We start from the raw sequence: 19,007 nt of genomic DNA, 5'->3' as shown, positions 1-19,007 counted from the left end.
ACCCCCCACTGACCGCCTACCTACACCAAAACTCCGGCCAGCGTTACACAGCACCGCAACACACTCAAGGAACGTTTTTCCCGCCTGTGGACAACGCACGAGTCCGGGCCCGTTCACCCAGGTGGCGGCCGACACGCCGATCGGTCACGGTCGGCTTCACCACCTGTGGATATGGTGCTCAGGCCGAGAGGGCGATGCCGTCGAGGATGTCGTGCTCGCTGATGAGCACGGCGTCCGCGCCGCTGCGCTCCATGATGGTGCGCAGCACCAGCGCACCTCCCACGATCACGTCGGCACGGCCCGGGTGCATCACCGGGATCGCCAGGCGCTCAGCGTGATCGGCCGTCGCCAGATCGCCGGTCACCTTCTCGACCTGCTCGTAGCTCAGCCGGGTACCGTCGATGACGTCCGGGTCATAGGCCGGCAGTTCGAGGGCGATACCGGCGATCGTCGTCGCCGTTCCGGCCACGGCCACCAGCTCGACGGCCACGCGCTCGGGGTCGGCCACCGCGAGGCCCTGGTCCACGATGGAGGCCATGTCGGCCACGGCGGCCTCGATCTCGGCCGGCGCCGGCGGGTCGGAGCGCAGGTGGCGCTCGGTCATCCGCACGCAGCCCACGTCCGTCGAGATCGCCGCCAGCACGCGCGATCCCTCGCCGCGCACGAACTCGGTCGAGCCGCCGCCGATGTCGACCAGCAGCCGCTGGCCGTCCAGTCGCGGCAGCGTTGCCGCCGCTCCGGTGAAGGACAGGCGCGCTTCCTCGTCACCCGAGATCACCTCGGGGCTCGCGCCGAGCACGGATTCGACCATCGACGTGAACTCGTCGGCGTTCTCGGCGTCGCGACTCGCCGAGGTCGCGGTCATCCGCACCGCCTCGGCGCCGTGGGCGCGGATCTGCTCGGTGTAGTCGGCCAAGGCCGCCCGGGTCCGTTCGAGCGCGGCCGCGGAGAGGCGCCCGGTGTCGTCGACGCCCTCGCCCAGGCGGACGACCTCCATGCGCCGCACCACGTCGTGGAGTCGCCCGTCGGCGTCGATGTCCGCGATGAGCAGACGGATCGAGTTGGTCCCGCAGTCGATTCCCGCCACGCGCCTCATTCGTGGGCCTCCTGGTCCGTCACGCAACTGCCGTGCTCCCACCATTCGCCGAGCCGCTCGATCGCCTCGTCGCCGAAGGGGTCCACGCCCGGGCCGGCGGCCAATGCGTGGCCGACGAGGGCGTGCAGGCATTTGACGCGCTCGGGCATGCCGCCGGCCGAGATCCCGTCGATCTCGGGCACATGACCGAGCTTGGCGCGGCGCGCGATGTAGTCCTGATGGGAGAGCCGGTAAGCGGCGGCGAGGCTCTCGTCCTCGGCGAGCCGGTCGTTCATCTCCTTCATGACCCCGCCGCCTTCGAGCCGCCCGATGGCCGAGCAGGCTTTCGGGCACGTCAGGTAATAGGTGGTGGGGAAGGGTGTCCCGTCGGGCAGTCTCGGCTCGGTCTCGACGACGGCCGGCTGCCCGCAGGGGCAGCGCCAGGCGACGGCATGCGCGCCGCGGATCGGGCGTCCGAGCTGATCGGAGACGGCGGCCGCGTCGGCCTCGCTCACCGGTTCGTGTTCTTGGGGCCACGCGTGGGGCTTCAATCCTCTACTTCCTCTTCGTCGAGCTGGTCGGCGTCTTCAAAAGTGGTGACGAGATCGTCGTACCAGGGCTTGTCGTCGGCGTCATCGCTTTCGTCGTCGCCGGTGCGCCCGGGGTCTTCCTCTTCTTGGACGATGACGAGGTTCTCACCGGGTTCGACGAGGAGGAGGCTGGAGCGAATCTGGGCCTTGACGTATTCGTCGTCTTCCCACTTCATGCGTTCGGCCTCGAGCTCCTCGATGCGGTCGCGCTGCTCTTCCTGTTCGGCTTCGAGCCGGTTGATCTCGATGCGCTGCTCGACATAGGTGCGCAAAGGGTAGGCGTAGGCGAGGGCGAGCGCGGAGAGGACGAGGGCGATGACGGCGGCGCGGCGGGAGAACTTGCTCTGGGCGCGCACGCGGACGCGTTTGACCTTGGGCTTGGCGGGGCTGCCGGGGGCGGACCTCCGACCGGCGCGGGTGCGACCGGGGCCGGTCGATCGTGCTCCTGGGCGGCTGGGTCGTCGGCTGGCGCTCACCCGCCCAGCGTAGTCGATCCGGGTGCGAAGCGGCCCCCGCGCCGATCGGCGCGGGGGCCCGACGGCGGTGCCGCTTAGGCGGCCTTGTACTTGGGGAAGGCGGAGGCACCCGCGTAGCGGGCGGCGTCGCCGAGGCTCTCCTCGATGCGGAGCAGCTGGTTGTACTTGGCGACGCGGTCGGACCGGGCGGGGGCGCCGGTCTTGATCTGGCCGGTGCCCATGGCGACGGCGAGGTCGGCGATCGTGGTGTCTTCGGTCTCACCGGAGCGGTGGCTCATCATGCAGCCGAAGCCGGCGCGGTGGGCCATCTCGACGGCGTCGCTGGTCTCGGTGAGGGAGCCGATCTGGTTGACCTTGACGAGGAGGCCGTTGGCGGCCTGCTCCTCGATGCCGCGACGCAGGCGCTCGGGGTTGGTGACGAACAGGTCGTCGCCGACGATCTGGACCTTTTCGCCGACGGTGGCGGTGAGGGTGGCCCAACCGGACCAGTCGTCTTCGGCGAGCGGGTCTTCCATCGACACGAAGGGGTAGGCGGCGAGGAGCTCCTCGTAGTAGGCGCTCATCTGCTCGGCGGTGCGCTTCTCGCCTTCGAAGACGTAGGCGCCGTCGGTGTAGAACTCGGTGGCGGCGGCGTCGATGGCGAAGGCGATGTCGGTGCCGAGCTTGTAGCCGGCCTTGTCGACGGCGACGCTGATGAGGTCGAGTGCGTCGCGGTTGGAGGCGAGGTTGGGGGCGAAGCCGCCCTCGTCCCCGAGGCCGGTGTTCAGGCCTTTGTCCTTGAGGACGGACTTGAGGGCGTGGTAGGTCTCGGCGCCCCAGCGGAGGGCCTCTTTGAAGGTGGGGGCGCCGACGGGCGCGATCATGAACTCCTGGATGTCCACGTTGGAGTCCGCGTGGGAGCCGCCGTTGAGGATGTTCAGGCAAGGCACCGGCAGCAGGTGGGCGTTGGGCCCGCCGACGTACCGGTAGAGCGGCAGCTCGGAGGAGTCGGCGGCGGCCTTGGCGACGGCGAGGGAGACGCCGAGGATGGCGTTGGCGCCGAGGCTGGACTTGTCGGGGGTGGCGTCGGTGTCGAGGAGGGCCTGGTCGACCAGGCGCTGCTCGGAGGCTTCGAGGCCGATCAGGGCGTCGCGGATGGGGCCGTTGACGTTGTCCACGGCCTTCTCGACGCCCTTGCCGACGTAGCGCTTGGGGTCCTTGTCGCGCAGCTCGAGGGCCTCGAAGGCGCCGGTCGAGGCGCCCGACGGGACGGCCGCGCGCTGGAGCGTGTCGTCGTCGAGCAGGACCTCCACCTCGATGGTGGGGTTTCCGCGGGAGTCGAGAATCTCCCGTGCCCGAATGTCTTCAATTGCAGCCAATGTCACTCCTGGTATAGCCGAGTCTGACTTGGGGCCCGATTCCGGGGCCCGTGTCCCGATGGTTTCGACCGACCCGACACTGCGCCGGCCACAGCTTCTTAGCGTACGCCCAGGGGTGTCGACGGCGCGCTATAAGGTGGAGTCGAACCTCAGATCAGACACCTGTGCTAGGCGTGCCCCGTCGATGTCAGTGCGCCACTGGCATCTCCGAACGCCCGCACCATTGGGAATTGGAGCCCCATGCCCATTCAGAACCCCATCCGCCGCTGCGCTGTCCTCGGTGCGGCGGCGGTGCTCGCGCTCGCGGGCTGCACGGACGACGCCGGCGAGAGCCCCGAGGACGTCTCGAAGGACCAGGCCGCGCTGGTGGAGCTCGGCGAGCGCTTGGCGGGCGCCGACGAGCACGCCTATACGGCCGAATACCTGGTGGAGGCCACCGGCACGTCGGTGCTCGTGGCAGTGGACCCCGAGGCCGGCACGGCCGCGGTGGTGATCGATGACCGGGCCGTGTTCTGGGCCGGGGAGGGTGCCGAGGACTTGTCGGTCTGGTTGAGCGAGGAGCTCGCCGGGATGCTGCCGACCGGCGACGAGGTGTCGGACTGGTTGACGGCGACGTCGGACGACGCCTCGGCCAGCGCCGAGTTCTCGGACACGACCCTTGCCGGGCAGCTGTCCGACTGCGTGACGGTGCAGGGCGCCGCGGAGTCGCCGGTGGGCGCCTTCGAGGTGTGCGTGACGACGGTCGGGGTGATCGCGTCGGTCGCGGCCGATGTCGGGGACTTGGCGTACATGGTGAAACTGGTGAAGTACCACGACGGCGTGGACGGGGCGTGGCTGGACGACCTCGCCGGTACGAGCGCGCACAGCAACGAGTAGTTCCGGCGGCGGTGCGCCGCGGACCGGGTTAGAGTCGCTCGGCGGGCCGGGCTCGGCGCTACGGGGGTTTCGTCCGAGAGGGCGGCAGCGCCGGCCCGGTCCGCCTCGCACCCGGCGGCCAGCTCGGAGGAGCGCCGGCACGTATGCCGCGTCACAAGCGCTATCCCTGTGGAGGGGGCGCGAAACCGTCAGGTAAGCTTGTCGACGTTGCCGCGGTACGAGGTGCGGCGACAAGGCCAAGCTCCCGTCGTCTAGGGGCCTAGGACGCCGCCCTCTCAAGGCGGAAACGGCGGTTCGAATCCGCTCGGGAGTACAGATAAATACGCAGCTCAGGGGCCAACTCCGGTTGGCCCCTGACTGTTGTCTGCCCTTAAGGCGACATCGTGGTGGGGGAGCCGCCCCTCATTGACGGTGGACCGAGCCCGCGCCGAGCTGGTTCTGCCATTCGAGTCCGCCCGGGAAATAGCTGCATGGAGCCATGCCCGACTGTGTGTTCAGCCCGGCACGCTCGCCCCGGGCTGCTCCGGACGGTGCAGGGCGCCTTCATCACCACTCGGGTCATATGGCAGATACCAAACCCTTCTTCTGATGACGAACGTGTGCACGTTCGCGAGGATCCACGAGAAGACCAGCCAGAGTTCGAAGGCCAGGCCGTCGACGGCGCCAGGTCCGCCGTCTGCGTACATCCACACGGAAAGGCCGAGGTACACGGCCGCGTAGGCGACCATCTCGAGGCTTCTGCGCCGGACCGCGGCGATCCCGAAGGTGATCGGCGTCCCGAATCCCAACGTCACGAGCGGGCTCAGCGACCAGGCGATCGAACCGATGACCCGGCCCGGCCGCGGCTTGTACCAACGCGGAATCGCGGGTCGCGCAGGAGGCGGCGCGAAAACACCGGGCGTTGCCGCTTGCGTGGCATCCGGCGTGCCTACGGAGCGCACGGCATCGACCGGCGATGCGGATGCGGCCACTGGCGGCGACGAAGGCGGATCGAAATAGGAGGAAGGCGAAGGGATCGGTGGAATCGGGGCGGGATTCAAGGGAGGAGAGGGTGGGACAGGCGGCGGAATCTGACTGTGGTGGACCGATGAGGAGGATCCGGCTTCATATGGACTCGGCGTTGTCTGGACAGGGGGTCGATAAACGTGCGGCACCGTTTGCGGAGGCTCAGGATCCGATAGCCCCTTGTCCAACTGGATCGCGACCGAGGTGACCGGTTCGGCGACATAGTCACTCAAATCGAAGACAAACAGTGCAATGTTGTTCTCCTCGGCCCAGAGCTTCGCCTCCCTGGAATATCCTGCAAGGCTGTAGAACAACCGGAGCTTGTTCGCCGGTGCGGCACCGTGGAAGCGTTGCACATCGGGGCGTGAGACCTTGCTCCGCAAATGCTTCACTTGGCCTGCCGCCGCAGCGGATTCAAGATCGATCCCGCCATCGGCTCCGCCGCTATTCATCCTGGCATCCTTGAATCCCAGGTGGCGCATGTGATCGAGGGCGAATTCCTCGGCGAGTTCCCAATCGCTGCTGTGCTGCATCGAGGTAGCCGTCTTTCTGGCGCGCATACCGCACCGATCGAGGGGTGCCGGTCGAATCCCCTTTCTGGGGCGCCCGGCCGAAAAGCACAGGGTAGACAGGAACCCCGTCCCAGTGCACCCGTCAACACCCGCAGACCGAGTTCTGTCGGAATACGGACACCTCTGGCGCATGGGCTCCCTGAGAGAGCAGGAACCAACGCCCTGTCTTCTCCAGAACGCGTGGCACTTGTCGAGTCAGGACTCACCATCGAGCTGACGACGACCCTTGCGCGTAGTTCGCGAAAGCGCGGATCTTCCGACTCTTTGAAGACGTGGGGATCGCTCAAACAACATACAGCTGCTCGAAGGGGAAACGATGCTTCGAGGCTCGAAGTACGAATTGGGCGGTGCAGGATCCGCTGTCATACACCGCCCAGTCAGATGAGAGCTACATTCGCTCGGGCGCCGCAATGCCCAGAAGGCCGAGACCGTGAGCCAGCGTTTCCTTCGCGAGGCGGACCAAGGCCAGGCGGTTGGCCCGGGCGGATTCTGTCTCGGCTTTCAGGACCGGGTTGGCTTCGTAGAAGCCGGTAAAGGTCCGGGCGAGGGTGTAGAGGTGGCCGCAGAGGCGGTGGGGCTCGCGTTCGGCCATGGTTTCGGTGAGGACCGCGCCGTAGGCGTCGAGATGGAGAGCGAGGGCCCGCTCTTCCTTCGACATCGGAGCCGTCGAGTCCACTGCCGCACGGTTCTCGCCTGCCTTGCGGAGTATGGAGGCGAGGCGAGTGTGGGCGTATTGGAGGTAGACGCCGGTGTCGCCGGTGAGGGAGACCATGCGGTCGGTGTCGAAGACGTAGTCCTTGATGCGGTTGTTGGAGAGGTCGGCGTACTTGACCGCCCCGATGCCGGTGGCTGCGGCGAGCGTGGCGAGGTCATTCGGGTCGGCGTCGGGATTCTTCTCCGAGATGACCTCGCCGGCTTTGGCGATGGCTTCATCCAGGAGGCTCATAAGGCGGACGGTGCCGCCTGAGCGGGTCTTGAAGGGCTTACCGTCGGGGCCGAGCACGGTGCCGAACGGCACGTGGACGGCTTCGACCTCGTCGGTGAGCCAGCCGGCGCGGCGGGCGGTGGCGAAGACCTGCTTGAAGTGGAGGGCTTGGCGGGCGTCTACGACATAGAGGATCTGGTCGGCCCTGAGGTCGCCGATGCGGTAGCGGATCGCGGCGAGGTCGGTGGCGGCGTAGCCGTAGCCGCCGTCGGCTTTCCGGAGCAGGAGCGGAACCGGGTCTCCGTCGGGACCGGTGATGTCGTCGAAGAAGACGCACAGGGCGCCTTCGGACTCGACGGCGATCCCCGCTGAAACGAGTGCTTCCACGACGTCATCGAGCAGGTGGTTGTAGGTCGATTCTCCCGCGAGGTCGGCCACTGTCAGGCTCACACCGAGCCGGTTGTACATCGCGTCGAACGCTTCGGCTGAGACCTCGACCAGGTCCCGCCAGACTGTGCTGGTGTCCTCGTCACCGCTCTGGAGTGCGACGACGCGGGCGCGGGCGCGGTTCTTGAAGTCGGAATCGGCGTCGAAGACGGTGCGGGCCTGCTTGTAGAGCCGGTCGAGGGCGGCGACGTTCGCGGTCGGATCGGCGTCGTCGGCGTGGTGCCATTCGGCTTCGGGATGCTCGTTCAGGTATTGGATGAGCATGCCGAACTGGGTGCCCCAGTCCCCCAAGTGGTTCTGGCGGATCACGGTCGCGCCGAGCGCTTCGGCGAGTCGTGCGAGGGCGTCGCCGATGATGGTGGTGCGCAGGTGGCCGACGTGCATCTCTTTGGCCACGTTGGGGCCGGAGTAGTCGACGATGATCCGCTCGCCCGCCAGCGGGAGTCCGAGGCCGAGCCGCTCGGCGTCGAGCCGTGCGGCGAGCTGCTTCCAGATGGCTTCGCTGGTGAGGTCGATGTTGACGAAGCCGGGACCGGACACCTCGGCCGCTGCGATGAGTTCCGGGGCGTCGATGGCGGCGGCGACGGCTTTGCCGAGTTCGCGTGGGTTGCGGCCGTGCTGTTTGGCGAGCGGGAGCGCACCGTTGGCCTGGTGGTCAGCGCGGTCGCTTCGTCGCACCAGCGGCTCCGTCCTGCCGGCTTCGGGCAGGGCTCGTCGGAGGGCGTCGACCACGGCGGTCTCGACGGCCTCGGCGAGCGGAGTCACTGGTGCGACGTTCACGAATGCTTCCTTCGATATCGGATTCAGTACCGCGATATGCGGCTTGAGATGTTTTCGCAGGTAAGGGTATCTGAGCTCAGACCGCGGCGGTGATCGCGGGCCGCCGGGGGCTGTTGCCGGTGGTCGGGCACCGGTACTCGTAACGTCCGCGACCTCGCGGGCCGATCATGCGAGCGCCAGCGGTTCGGCGATCACCCCGGGCACGATGGCCGGGCCAGGCAGGTAGCCGAGACGATCACTTCCGGCCGCGCCGGTCGGATGGATGAGCAGCGCCTCGCGTACAACGCGGTCCTCCGTTTTTCACGCATGTCTGCTCGGGCGAGATTGTGGGGCCGGTGGTTCGCGGACTGCGTCAGTCGGTGGCGTCTTCAGTGTGTCGGGGCCGTCTCCGCCCGTGGTCGTCGCTCAGAACAGCGCGGTCCGTCTCCAACTTCGAATCGGTGCCCGCCCGCTCATCTGTAGGACCAGGACCACCGAAGGACGGTGCCGAAGTGGCTGGCCACCAATCGTCCACACAGCAGGTATGAGCTGAACGGCACGATGAGCATCACTGCAGTCATGTCCTGTTGTGAGACGGCGAATGCGAAGATCGTGGCGGTGACCGTCGGTTGCACGGTCAGGAGTTGCTGCTGGGCCTTCACTCGCTCCAAGATTTCTTGACGCAGTGCCGAGAACTCAGCGAGCGGCCCCTCACAGCCGTCGGCCGCAATCGGTTCGACCGCTGTGTGCTCTGATGACACCGACATGCCATCGACATTAATGCATACTGCGGGGCTGTCTCAATGTAGCGGGCCTGCGTTGCGCAACAACGGGAGAAGCGGGACTTCGCTCGGTCCGTGCATTCGGCCGGTGGCGCTCTCCGAGCGCCACCGGGATCAGCCCTATGCGGTTGTATAGGTCGATCGCGGTGGGAGTGTGAGGGAACGCCGCGCGGCGGCGACTCGGGAGGCGACCTCGGGCGGGTCTAGTAGGTGTACGCCTTGTAGACCAGGCGGTCCTGGTCGAACTCGGTGAAGTTGTTGCCGTTGACGAAGGTGTTGCCTGTGAGCACGAAGTAGGTGTTGTTCAGGCCGGAGTGGGTGTGCTGGCCGGTGAAGTGCTGGCTGCCGCCGTAGCAGGGCGCGGATCCGCTCCCGCCGGAGGACTGCATGTAGTGGGTGGCGACGGTCGTGCCGTCCGGGTTCCATGAGGAGGAGTTGACGGCGACGGTCAGTCTCGGCGGGGTGTAGCTGGACTGGCGGCACACCGTGATGGAGTACCTGAACGTGGTGCCGCCGGTGTCGTACTGGACCCAGCCGCTGGCGTACCCGAGCTGGTGTCCGTTGCCGGTGACCTGGATGGTCACGGGGATCTGGCTTCCCCAGGCGGCCTGGGCCGGGGACGGCGCCATGACCGCCGCGGCGGTCATGGCGAGGATTGCGGCGAGCGCCACGATCGCGCGCCGCAGGAAGTTCTTTCGCATCGCATTCCCTTCGATCGAAACATCGAGCATTGTCAATGCAATGCCCTCATGAGACTGTAGCAATGCGACCGTTCCCGGCCATCGGCCGAACGGTTGGTGTTGCCCTCGCGGCGGGCTTCAGCGTTCGAGGAGCCGCAGGCCCCTCGCCACGCGCCTGACCTCTTCGATGCCCTGGCGCCCGAACGGGTCGCGGACCTCGGCGGCCAGGCCCGGCTCGAGCAGCACCACCGCCTCGCGCTCCCCCGAGAAACCCCTGTCGCCCAGCGGTTCGGGATCCCAGTCGGCGTCCTTCTCGTGATACTCGATCAGGAACTCCCGCAGCTGCTGAGCGTCGCCCAAGCGCGGCCCGCGCATCGCGTGTACCTGGAGGTCGACGCGATGCGTCCCGTCCTCCAACTGCGATTCCCACACGCGCTGCGCGAACTCGACCTTGCCCCATTCGAACTCGAAGTCGGACGGGTCGCCCAGCCCGTCGGGGAGGTAGGTGACGGCGAGTCCGTCGATGTGCTGCTGTCCGGTGCTCATGTCGACATTGTACGTTCTGACCGTCCTACGCGCCTTCTTCGCCGAGATCCCGGATGTCCGTACCGCGACCGATTCGTAAGGAAACCGTGGCCTATGGGTGAAGAATTACCTTGCGGTCTTGCTCGGGCCTGTCATCCCATGATTCGATCAATGCGGACCGGTCGGCGCCCGCGCCGCGTCCGATCCGCCATTCCGGTTCCCCACTTCCGTTCCTTACCCCACAGGAGAATCGAACATGCTCACCCTCCGCCGCCTCAGCTCCCGCGCTGTCGCGCTCATCGCAGCCGCGGTCCTCGCGACCGCCGCGGTGCTCGTGTTGCACGCCGAACGCGCCGAAGCCGTCCGCCCGCCGGGCATCCCGTCGGACTCCGCCGCGCAGTCCCAGCTCAACGCGCTCACCGTCGCCGCCGAGTCCCACTCCAGCACCTACAGCCGCAGCCTGTTCCCGCACTGGTCGAGCGTCGGCGGCGGCTGCACCGCCCGCCAGCACGTGCTCGCCCGCGACGGCGTCAACGTCCAGACCGGCTCGGACTGCCAGCCCGACTCCGGGCGCTGGCAGTCCGACTTCGACAACACCTGGACCACCTCGGTCTCCAACGCCACCATCGACCACGTCGTGGCGCTCAAGGAGGCCTGGGAGTCCGGAGCGTGGTCCTGGTCGACCTCGCGGCGGCAGGCCTTCGCCAACGACGTCAACTCGCCGCAGCTGTGGATCGCGACCTCCTCGGTCAACTCCTCCAAGAGCGACAAGGACCCCGCGCAGTGGGTGCCCCCGAACACCTCGGTGCGCTGCGACTACGTCAAAGCGTGGATCAACGTGAAGTACCGCTACGGCCTGTCGGTGAACTCCGCCGAGAAGAGCGCGATGCAGTCGCAGCTCAACTCCTACTGCTGAGCGGCGTGAACGACGCCGGCCCGGGTGTCGCTGTCCGGGTCGGCGTTCGGCGTCCGGTCAGATCGCGAAGACGCTGATCAGCAGCGTCAGGCCCGCCAGCGCGGACGCCACGATGCCGAGGATCAGGCCCGTCGTCGCCAATCCGCGCCCGGAGATCCCTCCGGCGGCCCGCCTGATCTGGCGGCGCGCATACGTCGCCAGCAGGATCGAGGCGACGCCCAGCAGCGCGGAGAGCATGAAGAACGTCAGGCCGACCCAGGGGTTGAACGCGGCCGCGAACAGGCCGGGCAGCGCGGCGGGGATGCCGCCGATCCCCGCCACGAGCGACCCGATCGCCGGTCCCGAGGGGATCGGTTTGAGTCGCGGCTGGACGAGGTAGAACCCGTCGACCATGGCAGGTGCTGGGACTGCCATCGGCGGCCACTGGACCGAATGCAATTGATAGCCGGGTCCGGGGTGCATGCCGAATCCCGGCTGCGCGTGCTGCTGGGAGTGAGGGGGTCGGGGCCAGCCCTGGTGCTGCTGCACGGGCGGCTGCATCTGGGGCTGGTACGGGTCGTGAGCGGTCACGCCCCAACACTATCCATTACGCAGCGAACGTGCGACTTCCTCGAAGTATTCGTCGACCTCCCCGGTGTCATAGCCGCGCATGGTCATCTGGAAGCCGAGATTGGTGAGGGAATCGGGGTGCGGCGGAGCGCCGTGCTCGGTCGCCTTTCGAATGCGCGCCACGGCTCTGTCGACTTGGGCTCGGTCGTATCCGCGGAAACGGACAGAGAAGAAGGGGTTCTCCATAGGTCACAGTCTGCCAGGTCACCGCCGTCTTTCTCGGAGCGACCCACCGTTTGCGTCACTACTTGTTCACATACCGGCAACTAACGGGCACAAGCTATGCCACGACACGCCGCCAACGCCTGACACGCGAGTTCGTGTCGCGTCGGTAACCGAGCGCGATCGCGCCCGCCGCCTCGGCGTCGGCCTCGTTCACCGAGCCGGGCGCGAACGCCGCCTGGTTCACCAGCGCCGGCAGTCGGCCCAGGTCCGCGTCGAGTGTCGCCGCTCGGGCGGCGGCCTCCTCGGCGTTGGCGTGCGGGCCGATCGTGACGCCGGCGCGGGCGGCCTGGTCGAGCACTTCGGCCCACGCGCCCGCGACGCGTTCGGCCGGTGAACCGCGCCGCAGCCGGCGCCGCTGCCGCAACCGTCTGCGGGCCTTGAGCACCAGCGGTATCGAGGCGATCGCGAGTGCGGCGAGCGCCCACCACAGCCACGTCGGGACGCCTTCCTCCTCGGCGGCGTTCTCGCCGTCGAAGTCGCCCTCCTCGTTCTCGAGCGCCGGGTCGTTGTAGTCCTCGGCCTCGCCGTCGCCGGCGTTCTCCTCGGGCTCTTCGCTCGGCTCCTCTTCGAGTTCTTCCAGGGTCTGCTCGGGTGGGACGGGCGCGACCCCGGCGGCGGGCATCGGGTCGAAGCGGACCCAGCCGACGCCGTCGAAGGCGATCTCGGGCCAGGCCAGGCCCTGGGCGGCGGTGACGGTGGAGGCCCCGGCGGGGACGTCGAAGCCGACGACGACGCGGGTGGGCAGGCCGACCAGGCGGGCGATGACGGCGTACGCGGCGGCGAACTGCTCGCTGGTCCCCCGCTGCCCGCCGGCCTCGACGGGGCTCTCCAGGAAGAACCCGAGCGCCGGGTAGTCGTGTCCCGAGGGCGCGTCGGCGTCGTAGGCGTAGTGCTGGGACAGGAAGTCGGCCAGGCCCCGGGCGCGCTCGTAGGGGGTGTCGTAGGTGGCGGTGATGTAGTCCGCGATGGTCGTCATGATCTCGGGCGCGCCCGGCGGGATGGCAACGCTGACCGGGTCGGACAGGTCGATGCGGGCGTCGGTGGCGGCCTCGGGGTCGACGGTGAGCAGGTCGGAGCCGACCCGGTAGCGGTCGCCGGTGGCGAGCCCCTCCGGGGTGAGCAGCCCGCGGGTGTGGAGGTTGACGGCGATGGGCAGGTCGGCGACGGTGGCCGGGTCGGCGACGGCGGGCACGAGTTTGCCGCCGAGATCGATGATCTCGACCTCGGCGGTGAAGTCGCCGTCGCCGGAACCGGGCAGGACGGACCCGGCAGTGCGGAAATCGCCGCCGGCCTGCCAGGTGACGCCGTCGTATTCGGTGAGGACGCCCAGGCGCATCGCGGCGTCGCCGTCGATGTCGGCTCGGAACAGCTCCGTGTCGGGGTATTTGGCCCATTCGGCGATGCGCACGAGCGGGTTGAGGTCGATGTCGGTCAGCTGCGGCGGCTCGACCAGCTCGCGCGGGTCGCCGGGGCTGGTGGTGACCAGCCGCGTCGCGAGGGGCGCGAGCGCGACGACGGCGAGGAGCAGGACCGCGGCGCCGACGACCGAGCCGAGCATCCTCGCGCTGCGCTTCGGGACCGCGACGTCCATCTGGGCGTCGCGGTCGGGCCGGCGGCCCGGCGGGGCGGACGTCACCGCGAGCGCGAGACCGGCGAGCAGACAGTAGACGACGGTGAGGGCGGCGGCGGGAGCGGCGTTGGGGCCGACGAGGTAGAGGCCAGCGGCGTACAGCAGTGTCGGCGGCAGGCACCCGAGGAGGACGCGGCCGTAGCGGATCGCGAATTCACAGGCGAGGGTCGCGGCGAGCCAGGTGAGGAAGATCGGGACGCCGACGGTGTCGGGCGCGGCCTCCACCGGGATGAGCGCCGTGAGCGTACGCGGGACGGCGTTGACGATCGCGTCGACCACGACGGTGCCGAGCGGCTCGGTGCCGTCGCTCGTGAGGGCGAACGCGCCGAGCAGGTAGGCGGCCAGGCCCCAGAAGGAGACGGTCGGGGCGAGCCAGGGCGGCTTGTTGCGCAGCAGGAAGCCGATGCCGAAGGCGGCGAGCGCGGCCACGGCGACGAGACCGGTGAGGAGCAGGCCGTGGTAGACGCGGGCGGCGACGGTCCCGGCGAGCGCGCACAGGGCCGTCAGGCACATGGCGACGACGGCGACGCGAAGGCGGTAGCGGCTCAATCTCATAGGGCCGTGCCTCCGCCGTCCCAGGCCGCGGCGAACTGCTCGCCGTCGGCGGCTCTGAGGAAGGGCAGGCCGCCGACGAGTGAGGCCGAGGTGTGCAGGCCGCCGGCGAGGTGGACGGCGATGACGACGGGGTAGGCGCGTTTGAGGGCGGCGAGGCGGGGCGTGGGCGGCTCGGTGCCGGTGATCCACACGAGCGTGTCGCCGAAGCGGCCGGCGGTGAGGCGGGCGATGAAGGTGTCGAGGGTGTCGCTCGCGTCGCAGGCGAGCTCGGCGAGCAGGTCGCCGTAGGCGTCGCGGCCGGAGCCGGAGACGGCGCTGCCCGAGGCGGTGACGAGCGCGGCATGGTATTCGGCGCGGAAGCACGCGGTGAGGACCGAGTAGGCGGCCTCGCAGGCGGCCTCGAAGGCGCCGGTGTCGGGCCGGGCCGCTTCGGAGCCGTCCGGGATCCAGGCGTCGGGGCGGTCGTCGAGCGCGATGGCGACGGTGGGCAGCGAGGTGTCGACGTGCTCTTTGACCATGAGCTGGCCGATGCGCGCGGAGGTGCGCCAGTGGACGTGGCGCAGCTCGTCGCCGATGACGTACTCGCGCAGGGAGTGGAACGTCAGCGAGCCCTGCTCGACCTTGTCGGCGGTGCCCTCCAGGGAGCGGGCGAGGCCGTCGGGGGTGCGCCCCAGGTTCCACAGTCTCGGGTGGACCCACAGCCGGGCGGTGGGCCCGAACGATCCGGCGGTGGCGGCGAGGCCGAGGAGGTCGCGCTTGCCGATCCCGAGCGGGCCGGACTCGATGACGCCGCGCCGCTCGGTCGTGACCGAGTAGGTGGCGCTGGTGGACTTGCCGGGGCGCAGGCGCGCCAAGGGAACGGCGACGCGGCGACTCGCGTGCGTGGCGCCGCCGTAGGTGTCGACGGCGCGGGCGTTGACGGCCCTGAAGCGCCCGGCGTTGCGCACCTCCAAGGCGACCGTGGCGCTCTGGCCGGCCGAGACGCGGTCCGGCGCGATCGAGCGCTCGACCTCCAGGCGCGGTCTGGCGGCGATCACCGAGGCGGCGGCGACGCAGGCGAGGCCCGCTGCCGTGCCGATCGCGACGAGCTCGGGATAGCTCCACCGCCAGCCCGCGAGGAGCAGCACGGCCGCCGCGGCGGCCAGTCCCACTCCCCGCGCGGTCACCGGGACCGCACGGAGGAACTCGAGCCGGTTCATGCCGCCGAAGCGGGCAGGGGCACGGGGACGGACTCGAATACGTCGGCGACCACCGCGGCGCCGGTGGCGCCGCGCATGGCCGCGTCCGGGGCGAGCTGGATGCGGTGCGAGAACACCGGTTCGGCCAGCGCCTTGACGTCCTCGGGGATGATGTACGTGCGGCCTTGCGAGAGCGCGAACACCGAGGCGGCCCGGGTCAGCGCGATGAGTCCGCGCGGGCTGACCCCGACCGCGACCTGCGGGTGCTTGCGGGTGGCGTTCGCCAGCTGCACCAGGTAGGTGTACAGCGGCTCGGCGATGTAGACGCTCTTGGCGATCTCGGCCATCTGCTCGACCGTGTCGGTGTCGACCACGGCCGGGATGTTCTCCGGGGAGCGCTGGTGGGTGCCGCGCAGCACCTCGATCTCGGCGGCCTCCACCGGGTAGCCGACCGACAGCTTCACCAGGAACCGGTCGAGCTGGGCCTCCGGGAGCCGGTAGGTGCCGTCCATCTCGACCGGGTTCTGGGTGGCCACGACGATGAACGGGGACGGGACCGAGTGCGGGTGGCCGTCGACGGTCACCCGCCCCTCCTCCATGACCTCGAGCAGCGCCGACTGGGTCTTCGGGCTGGCGCGGTTGATCTCGTCGGCGATGACGAGGTTGGCGAACACAGGACCGGGGTGGAACTCGAAGCCGCCCGAGGCCTGGTTGAAGATCGTGACGCCGGAGACGTCGGAGGGCAGCAGGTCCGGGGTGAACTGGATGCGGCGCCACTTGCCCGAGACCGCCGAGGCGATCGCGCGGGCCAGCGTCGTCTTCCCGGTGCCGGGCACGTCCTCGAGGAGGATGTGGCCCTCGGCGAACATGGCCGTCAGCGCCAGGCGCACCACTTCGGGCTTGCCGAGCACGACCGTGTCCACCGCGGCGGCGAGGCGTTCGAACGTCGCGGCGAACGCCTCGGCCTGCCCGGCGTTGAGCGTCACCGGCTGCTGCACGGGCCGAGGCAAGTGCAACGGATGGGTCTGCTCAGTGTCCATCGTTTCTCCTGCTAACAGGCGGGGAGATCCCCGGTCGAGTTCTTGCCTACGCCGTCGATGTTGATCCAGACGAACGGAATGTAGGCCTTGGCGGCATGGTCGATCTTGATCCACTTGTCGGAGGCGTTCTTGCCCGGGTGGTAGTCGTTGTTGCCATCGATCTCCGGACCGCCCTTCTGGATGACCGTATCGCCGGTGGTCCAACAGAAGGCCTTGTAGCGGTCACCGGTGTTGGTCGTGCCAATCTCATTGCCGGCCTGGTCGGGTTGAGGGTAGATGCTGACACCGTCGAGGGACCGACAGTACTGCGTGTCCTGCGAGTCGCAGCCGAAGTACACCTCCCCGTTGACGACCGTGGTCGAGGCTTTGTAATTGTTCGTCGTGGAGCTGCCGGCGGGGTTGTTGATCCGAACCTTGTAAGTGTGCTCGGTCGAGGCGTTGAGCCCGCTCTCGGTGAGCTTGTCGCACGAGCCGTTGTCGACCTTGACCGCACCGTCGCGGAGCAGGTCGCAGGTGGCGGTGCCGCCGCCGTCGTCGTACGTCAGGTTCAGCGTGATCGAGTTGGCGGTCGAGGAGTGCCCCTGGATCGCGACCGTCGGGGCGTCCATGGTGTTCGACGTGGTCTGGGCGGGCTCGGACTCGCCGGCCTCGTTCACCGCCGTGACGGTGACGTTCACCTCCGCGCCGTTGGAGAAGCCGTCCATGCGCACGTTCGTGGCGTTCGCGACCTCCTTGGTCTGGTCGCCAGCGCGCACGATGTACTTCTCGATCGGCCGTCCGTTGTTGACCGGCTGGTCCCAGATGACGTCGATCGACCCTGCCGCGTTCGCGGCGGTCTGGGCGAGCAGCTCGGTCGGAGGCTCGGGCGCCTTGAACGGCGCCACGGAGTTCGACAGGTCCGACGGCTCGGAGGCCGACGCGCCGGACAAGGTCGTGACCGAGAAGGCGTACTGGACGTTGTTGTAGGCCAGCGTGTCCTCCGGGACCACGAACGTGGTGCCGTCGGACTGCCCGACCACGGACCGTTCGCCGCCGCCGGTCACGGACTCGACCTGGTAGCCGGAGACCTCGTTGCCCTGGCCGTTGGCCTCGTCCCACGTCACCTCCACGGTGCCGTCGGGCTTCGCCACCGCCTGCACGTTCTCGACCGGGTCGGGGACCTCGGCCGAGGGGATGATCGACGGCGAGGTGGCCGTGTCGCCGGGGCCGTACTCGTTGTGCGCGGTCACGGTGAACGTGTAGGGCTCGCCGTTGGTGAGCCCGTCGATCTCCAGGATGCGCTGGCCCGGGGCGATCTCCCACGTGTCGCCCGCGCCCTCGATGACGTACTTGGTGAGCGCCGAGCCGTTGTTCGGGGCGGCGTCCCACGAGAGGTTGATCAGGCCGTCGCCGACGGTGCCCGCGAGGTTGGTGACCGCGCCGGGCGGGCCGACCTCTTCGCCGCCCTCGCCATCGCCCTCGTCGCCCTCGTCGCCGGAGCCGTCCTCCTCGTCTTCGGGCGGGGCGTTGCCGCCGAGGATGTCGTCGCGGTCCTTCTCGGCCAGTCGGGCGTTGCCGTCGGAGGAGACGACCACGGCGTTGTTGGTGTTCACCGCGTTCGCGAACAGGGTGTCGCCGGTGTGGTACAGCTCGATCGGGCCGCCGCCGGAGTCGACTTCGATCCGGTCGAGCTCGTTGCCCTCCAGGTCGTAGACCCACACCAGGCCGGCCGCGCCGTCCGGGACGTACACGCGCTGGTGGAACTCCATCGAAGCGCCGAGCAGCTGCGAGGGGCCGGCGGCGATGTCGAAGCGGTGGGACTGCTCGTCGTCGACGGTGATCACCGACGGCGGGTCGGTGACGGTCACGGCCGCGACGGTGCCGGGGCTGGTCTCGGCGGTCTGGGTCGGTCCGAGCAGTTCGATGTCGGACTGGTGCATGCGCCCGTCCCCGCGCAGCGTCGTCATCTGCTGCACGGTCGAGTTGAGCACGGCCACGCCGTCGCCGAGGACGGTCAGGGCGAGGTCTTGGCGCGGCTCGGCCACGACCTGCGTGTTGACGGCGTTCGCGCCGCTGTCTCGCGGTTCGATCTGGACGATCGTGCCCTCGCGCGGGACGCCGACCCACAGCTTGCCGTCCTTGTCGAAGGCGCCGCCGGTGAGCCCGGCGGGGAACGCCAGCGGGTCGCCGACCGGCTGGAGCGAGACGGGGTCGACCTGGTTGACCAGGCCTTGGGTCTGGTCGACGATGAACGCGCCGTCGTCGTGGAGGGCGACGCGGACGCCCTCGCCGGGGGCCGTCTCGGCCTCGCCGGTGAGCGCGAGCGTGGAGAGGTCGATCGCGCTGACCTGTCCGGTGGCGATGTTGCGCAGGAGGAGGTGGGTGTCGGTCTGCTCGATCTGGACGGCGTTGCCCGCGGCGTCCTCGATCTCGAAGCGGGCGTCGGTGGCGGCCGTCAGGCCGTTGACGCGCGCGATCTCGCCGGCGGGGGTGGTCCACAGCCACAGGCTGGCGTCTTGGCCGTTGTTCTCGCGGCTGAAGGCGCCGGTGCCGAGAAGTGTGGCGACCAGAGCGCCGACGAGCACGACCGGAAGTCCAACCGCGATGAGGAGGCCCTTGACGTTGAGACGCCGGGCATCGGAGTTGAGATTGGTCATTGAGGCGGTTCCTCTGTGGGATCAGCTATGGTCAGGGCGCTTGAGCGCGGGGTCGGCTCCAGAGGGGTCCGATCGTTTCCGGAGGGTCGGCACACGAAGTTGAGCCTAATTCGCCCACGCAACCGCAACCAGCTTCCCAATATCACAA

Annotated in this window: 17 protein-coding genes and 1 tRNA gene; 3 read left to right on the top strand and 15 right to left on the bottom strand. The window is 69.0% G+C overall.

All coding sequences use genetic code 11. The annotated features are described in order from the left end of the window. Nucleotides 1–178: 178 nt before the first annotated feature. The 4 genes from ACYVK3_RS08900 to eno all read right to left on the bottom strand — a co-directional run bounded on the left by ACYVK3_RS08900 (nucleotide 179) and on the right by eno (nucleotide 3,499). A complete protein-coding gene (locus ACYVK3_RS08900; protein WP_460496911.1) occupies nucleotides 179–1,087 on the bottom strand; it encodes a Ppx/GppA phosphatase family protein in 909 nt (302 codons plus the stop codon). Between the two features lie 5 nt (nucleotides 1,088–1,092). Beyond that, nucleotides 1,093–1,626, bottom strand: a complete 534-nt coding sequence (locus ACYVK3_RS08895) for a DUF501 domain-containing protein (protein ID WP_460496910.1) — start codon at nucleotides 1,624–1,626, stop codon at nucleotides 1,093–1,095. After that, nucleotides 1,623–2,141, bottom strand: coding sequence for an FtsB family cell division protein (locus ACYVK3_RS08890; protein ID WP_460496909.1), 519 nt, complete (start codon nucleotides 2,139–2,141; stop codon nucleotides 1,623–1,625). Before ACYVK3_RS08890 ends, ACYVK3_RS08895 begins: the two co-directional genes overlap by 4 nt. 74 nt (nucleotides 2,142–2,215) lie before the next feature. Continuing rightward, nucleotides 2,216–3,499: a phosphopyruvate hydratase gene (eno, locus tag ACYVK3_RS08885; RefSeq protein ID WP_460496908.1), complete on the bottom strand. Its 1,284-nt coding sequence runs from the start codon at nucleotides 3,497–3,499 to the stop codon at nucleotides 2,216–2,218. 240 nt (nucleotides 3,500–3,739) lie between these two features. Between eno and ACYVK3_RS08880 the strand changes: the two genes are divergently transcribed. Beyond that, nucleotides 3,740–4,375 (top strand): hypothetical protein, encoded by a 636-nt coding sequence (locus ACYVK3_RS08880; RefSeq protein ID WP_460496907.1) that lies wholly within the window; start codon nucleotides 3,740–3,742, stop codon nucleotides 4,373–4,375. Nucleotides 4,376–4,615: 240 nt separating this feature from the next. After that, nucleotides 4,616–4,688, top strand: a tRNA-Glu gene (locus ACYVK3_RS08875). 181 nt (nucleotides 4,689–4,869) lie between these two features. Here the strand turns inward: ACYVK3_RS08875 and ACYVK3_RS08870 are convergent. The 5 genes from ACYVK3_RS08870 to ACYVK3_RS08850 all read right to left on the bottom strand — a co-directional run bounded on the left by ACYVK3_RS08870 (nucleotide 4,870) and on the right by ACYVK3_RS08850 (nucleotide 10,091). After that, entirely contained in the window at nucleotides 4,870–5,913 is a 1,044-nt protein-coding gene (locus ACYVK3_RS08870) for a restriction endonuclease (RefSeq protein ID WP_460496906.1), read from the bottom strand. A 427-nt stretch (nucleotides 5,914–6,340) separates the two neighbouring features. Next, complete coding sequence (argS, locus tag ACYVK3_RS08865) at nucleotides 6,341–8,104, bottom strand: arginine--tRNA ligase (RefSeq protein ID WP_460496905.1); 1,764 nt, start codon at nucleotides 8,102–8,104, stop codon at nucleotides 6,341–6,343. Between the two features lie 452 nt (nucleotides 8,105–8,556). Then, entirely contained in the window at nucleotides 8,557–8,850 is a 294-nt protein-coding gene (locus ACYVK3_RS08860; protein WP_460496904.1) for a hypothetical protein, read from the bottom strand. Between the two features lie 218 nt (nucleotides 8,851–9,068). After that, nucleotides 9,069–9,566 (bottom strand): hypothetical protein, encoded by a 498-nt coding sequence (locus ACYVK3_RS08855; protein ID WP_460496903.1) that lies wholly within the window; start codon nucleotides 9,564–9,566, stop codon nucleotides 9,069–9,071. A gap of 117 nt (nucleotides 9,567–9,683) precedes the next feature. After that, on the bottom strand, nucleotides 9,684–10,091 hold the full coding sequence (locus tag ACYVK3_RS08850; RefSeq protein ID WP_460496902.1) for a hypothetical protein: 408 nt from the start codon (nucleotides 10,089–10,091) through the stop codon (nucleotides 9,684–9,686). 235 nt (nucleotides 10,092–10,326) lie between these two features. Between ACYVK3_RS08850 and ACYVK3_RS08845 the strand changes: the two genes are divergently transcribed. Beyond that, on the top strand, nucleotides 10,327–10,986 hold the full coding sequence (locus tag ACYVK3_RS08845; protein WP_460496901.1) for an HNH endonuclease family protein: 660 nt from the start codon (nucleotides 10,327–10,329) through the stop codon (nucleotides 10,984–10,986). A gap of 57 nt (nucleotides 10,987–11,043) precedes the next feature. Here ACYVK3_RS08845 and ACYVK3_RS08840 read toward each other — a convergent pair whose 3' ends face one another. The 6 genes from ACYVK3_RS08840 to ACYVK3_RS08815 form a co-directional block, all read right to left on the bottom strand. Then, nucleotides 11,044–11,556: a DUF4190 domain-containing protein gene (locus ACYVK3_RS08840; protein ID WP_460496900.1), complete on the bottom strand. Its 513-nt coding sequence runs from the start codon at nucleotides 11,554–11,556 to the stop codon at nucleotides 11,044–11,046. A 9-nt stretch (nucleotides 11,557–11,565) separates the two neighbouring features. Beyond that, complete coding sequence (locus ACYVK3_RS08835; protein ID WP_460496899.1) at nucleotides 11,566–11,781, bottom strand: DivIVA domain-containing protein; 216 nt, start codon at nucleotides 11,779–11,781, stop codon at nucleotides 11,566–11,568. A 94-nt stretch (nucleotides 11,782–11,875) separates the two neighbouring features. Then, nucleotides 11,876–14,005: a transglutaminase TgpA family protein gene (locus ACYVK3_RS08830; RefSeq protein WP_460496898.1), complete on the bottom strand. Its 2,130-nt coding sequence runs from the start codon at nucleotides 14,003–14,005 to the stop codon at nucleotides 11,876–11,878. Further along, on the bottom strand, nucleotides 14,002–15,204 hold the full coding sequence (locus tag ACYVK3_RS08825; RefSeq protein WP_460496897.1) for a DUF58 domain-containing protein: 1,203 nt from the start codon (nucleotides 15,202–15,204) through the stop codon (nucleotides 14,002–14,004). Before ACYVK3_RS08825 ends, ACYVK3_RS08830 begins: the two co-directional genes overlap by 4 nt. Further along, nucleotides 15,201–16,181: an AAA family ATPase gene (locus tag ACYVK3_RS08820; protein WP_460496995.1), complete on the bottom strand. Its 981-nt coding sequence runs from the start codon at nucleotides 16,179–16,181 to the stop codon at nucleotides 15,201–15,203. The genes ACYVK3_RS08825 and ACYVK3_RS08820 overlap by 4 nt, the downstream gene beginning before the upstream one ends. Before the next feature lie 53 nt (nucleotides 16,182–16,234). Next, nucleotides 16,235–18,859, bottom strand: a complete 2,625-nt coding sequence (locus ACYVK3_RS08815; RefSeq protein ID WP_460496896.1) for a fibronectin type III domain-containing protein — start codon at nucleotides 18,857–18,859, stop codon at nucleotides 16,235–16,237. Between the last annotated feature and the right edge of the window lie 148 nt (nucleotides 18,860–19,007).

Source organism: Glycomyces tarimensis (assembly GCF_054776215.1).
The sequence above is the reverse complement of the archived record's forward strand: the minus strand, read 5'-3'. Positions and strand labels throughout refer to the sequence as shown.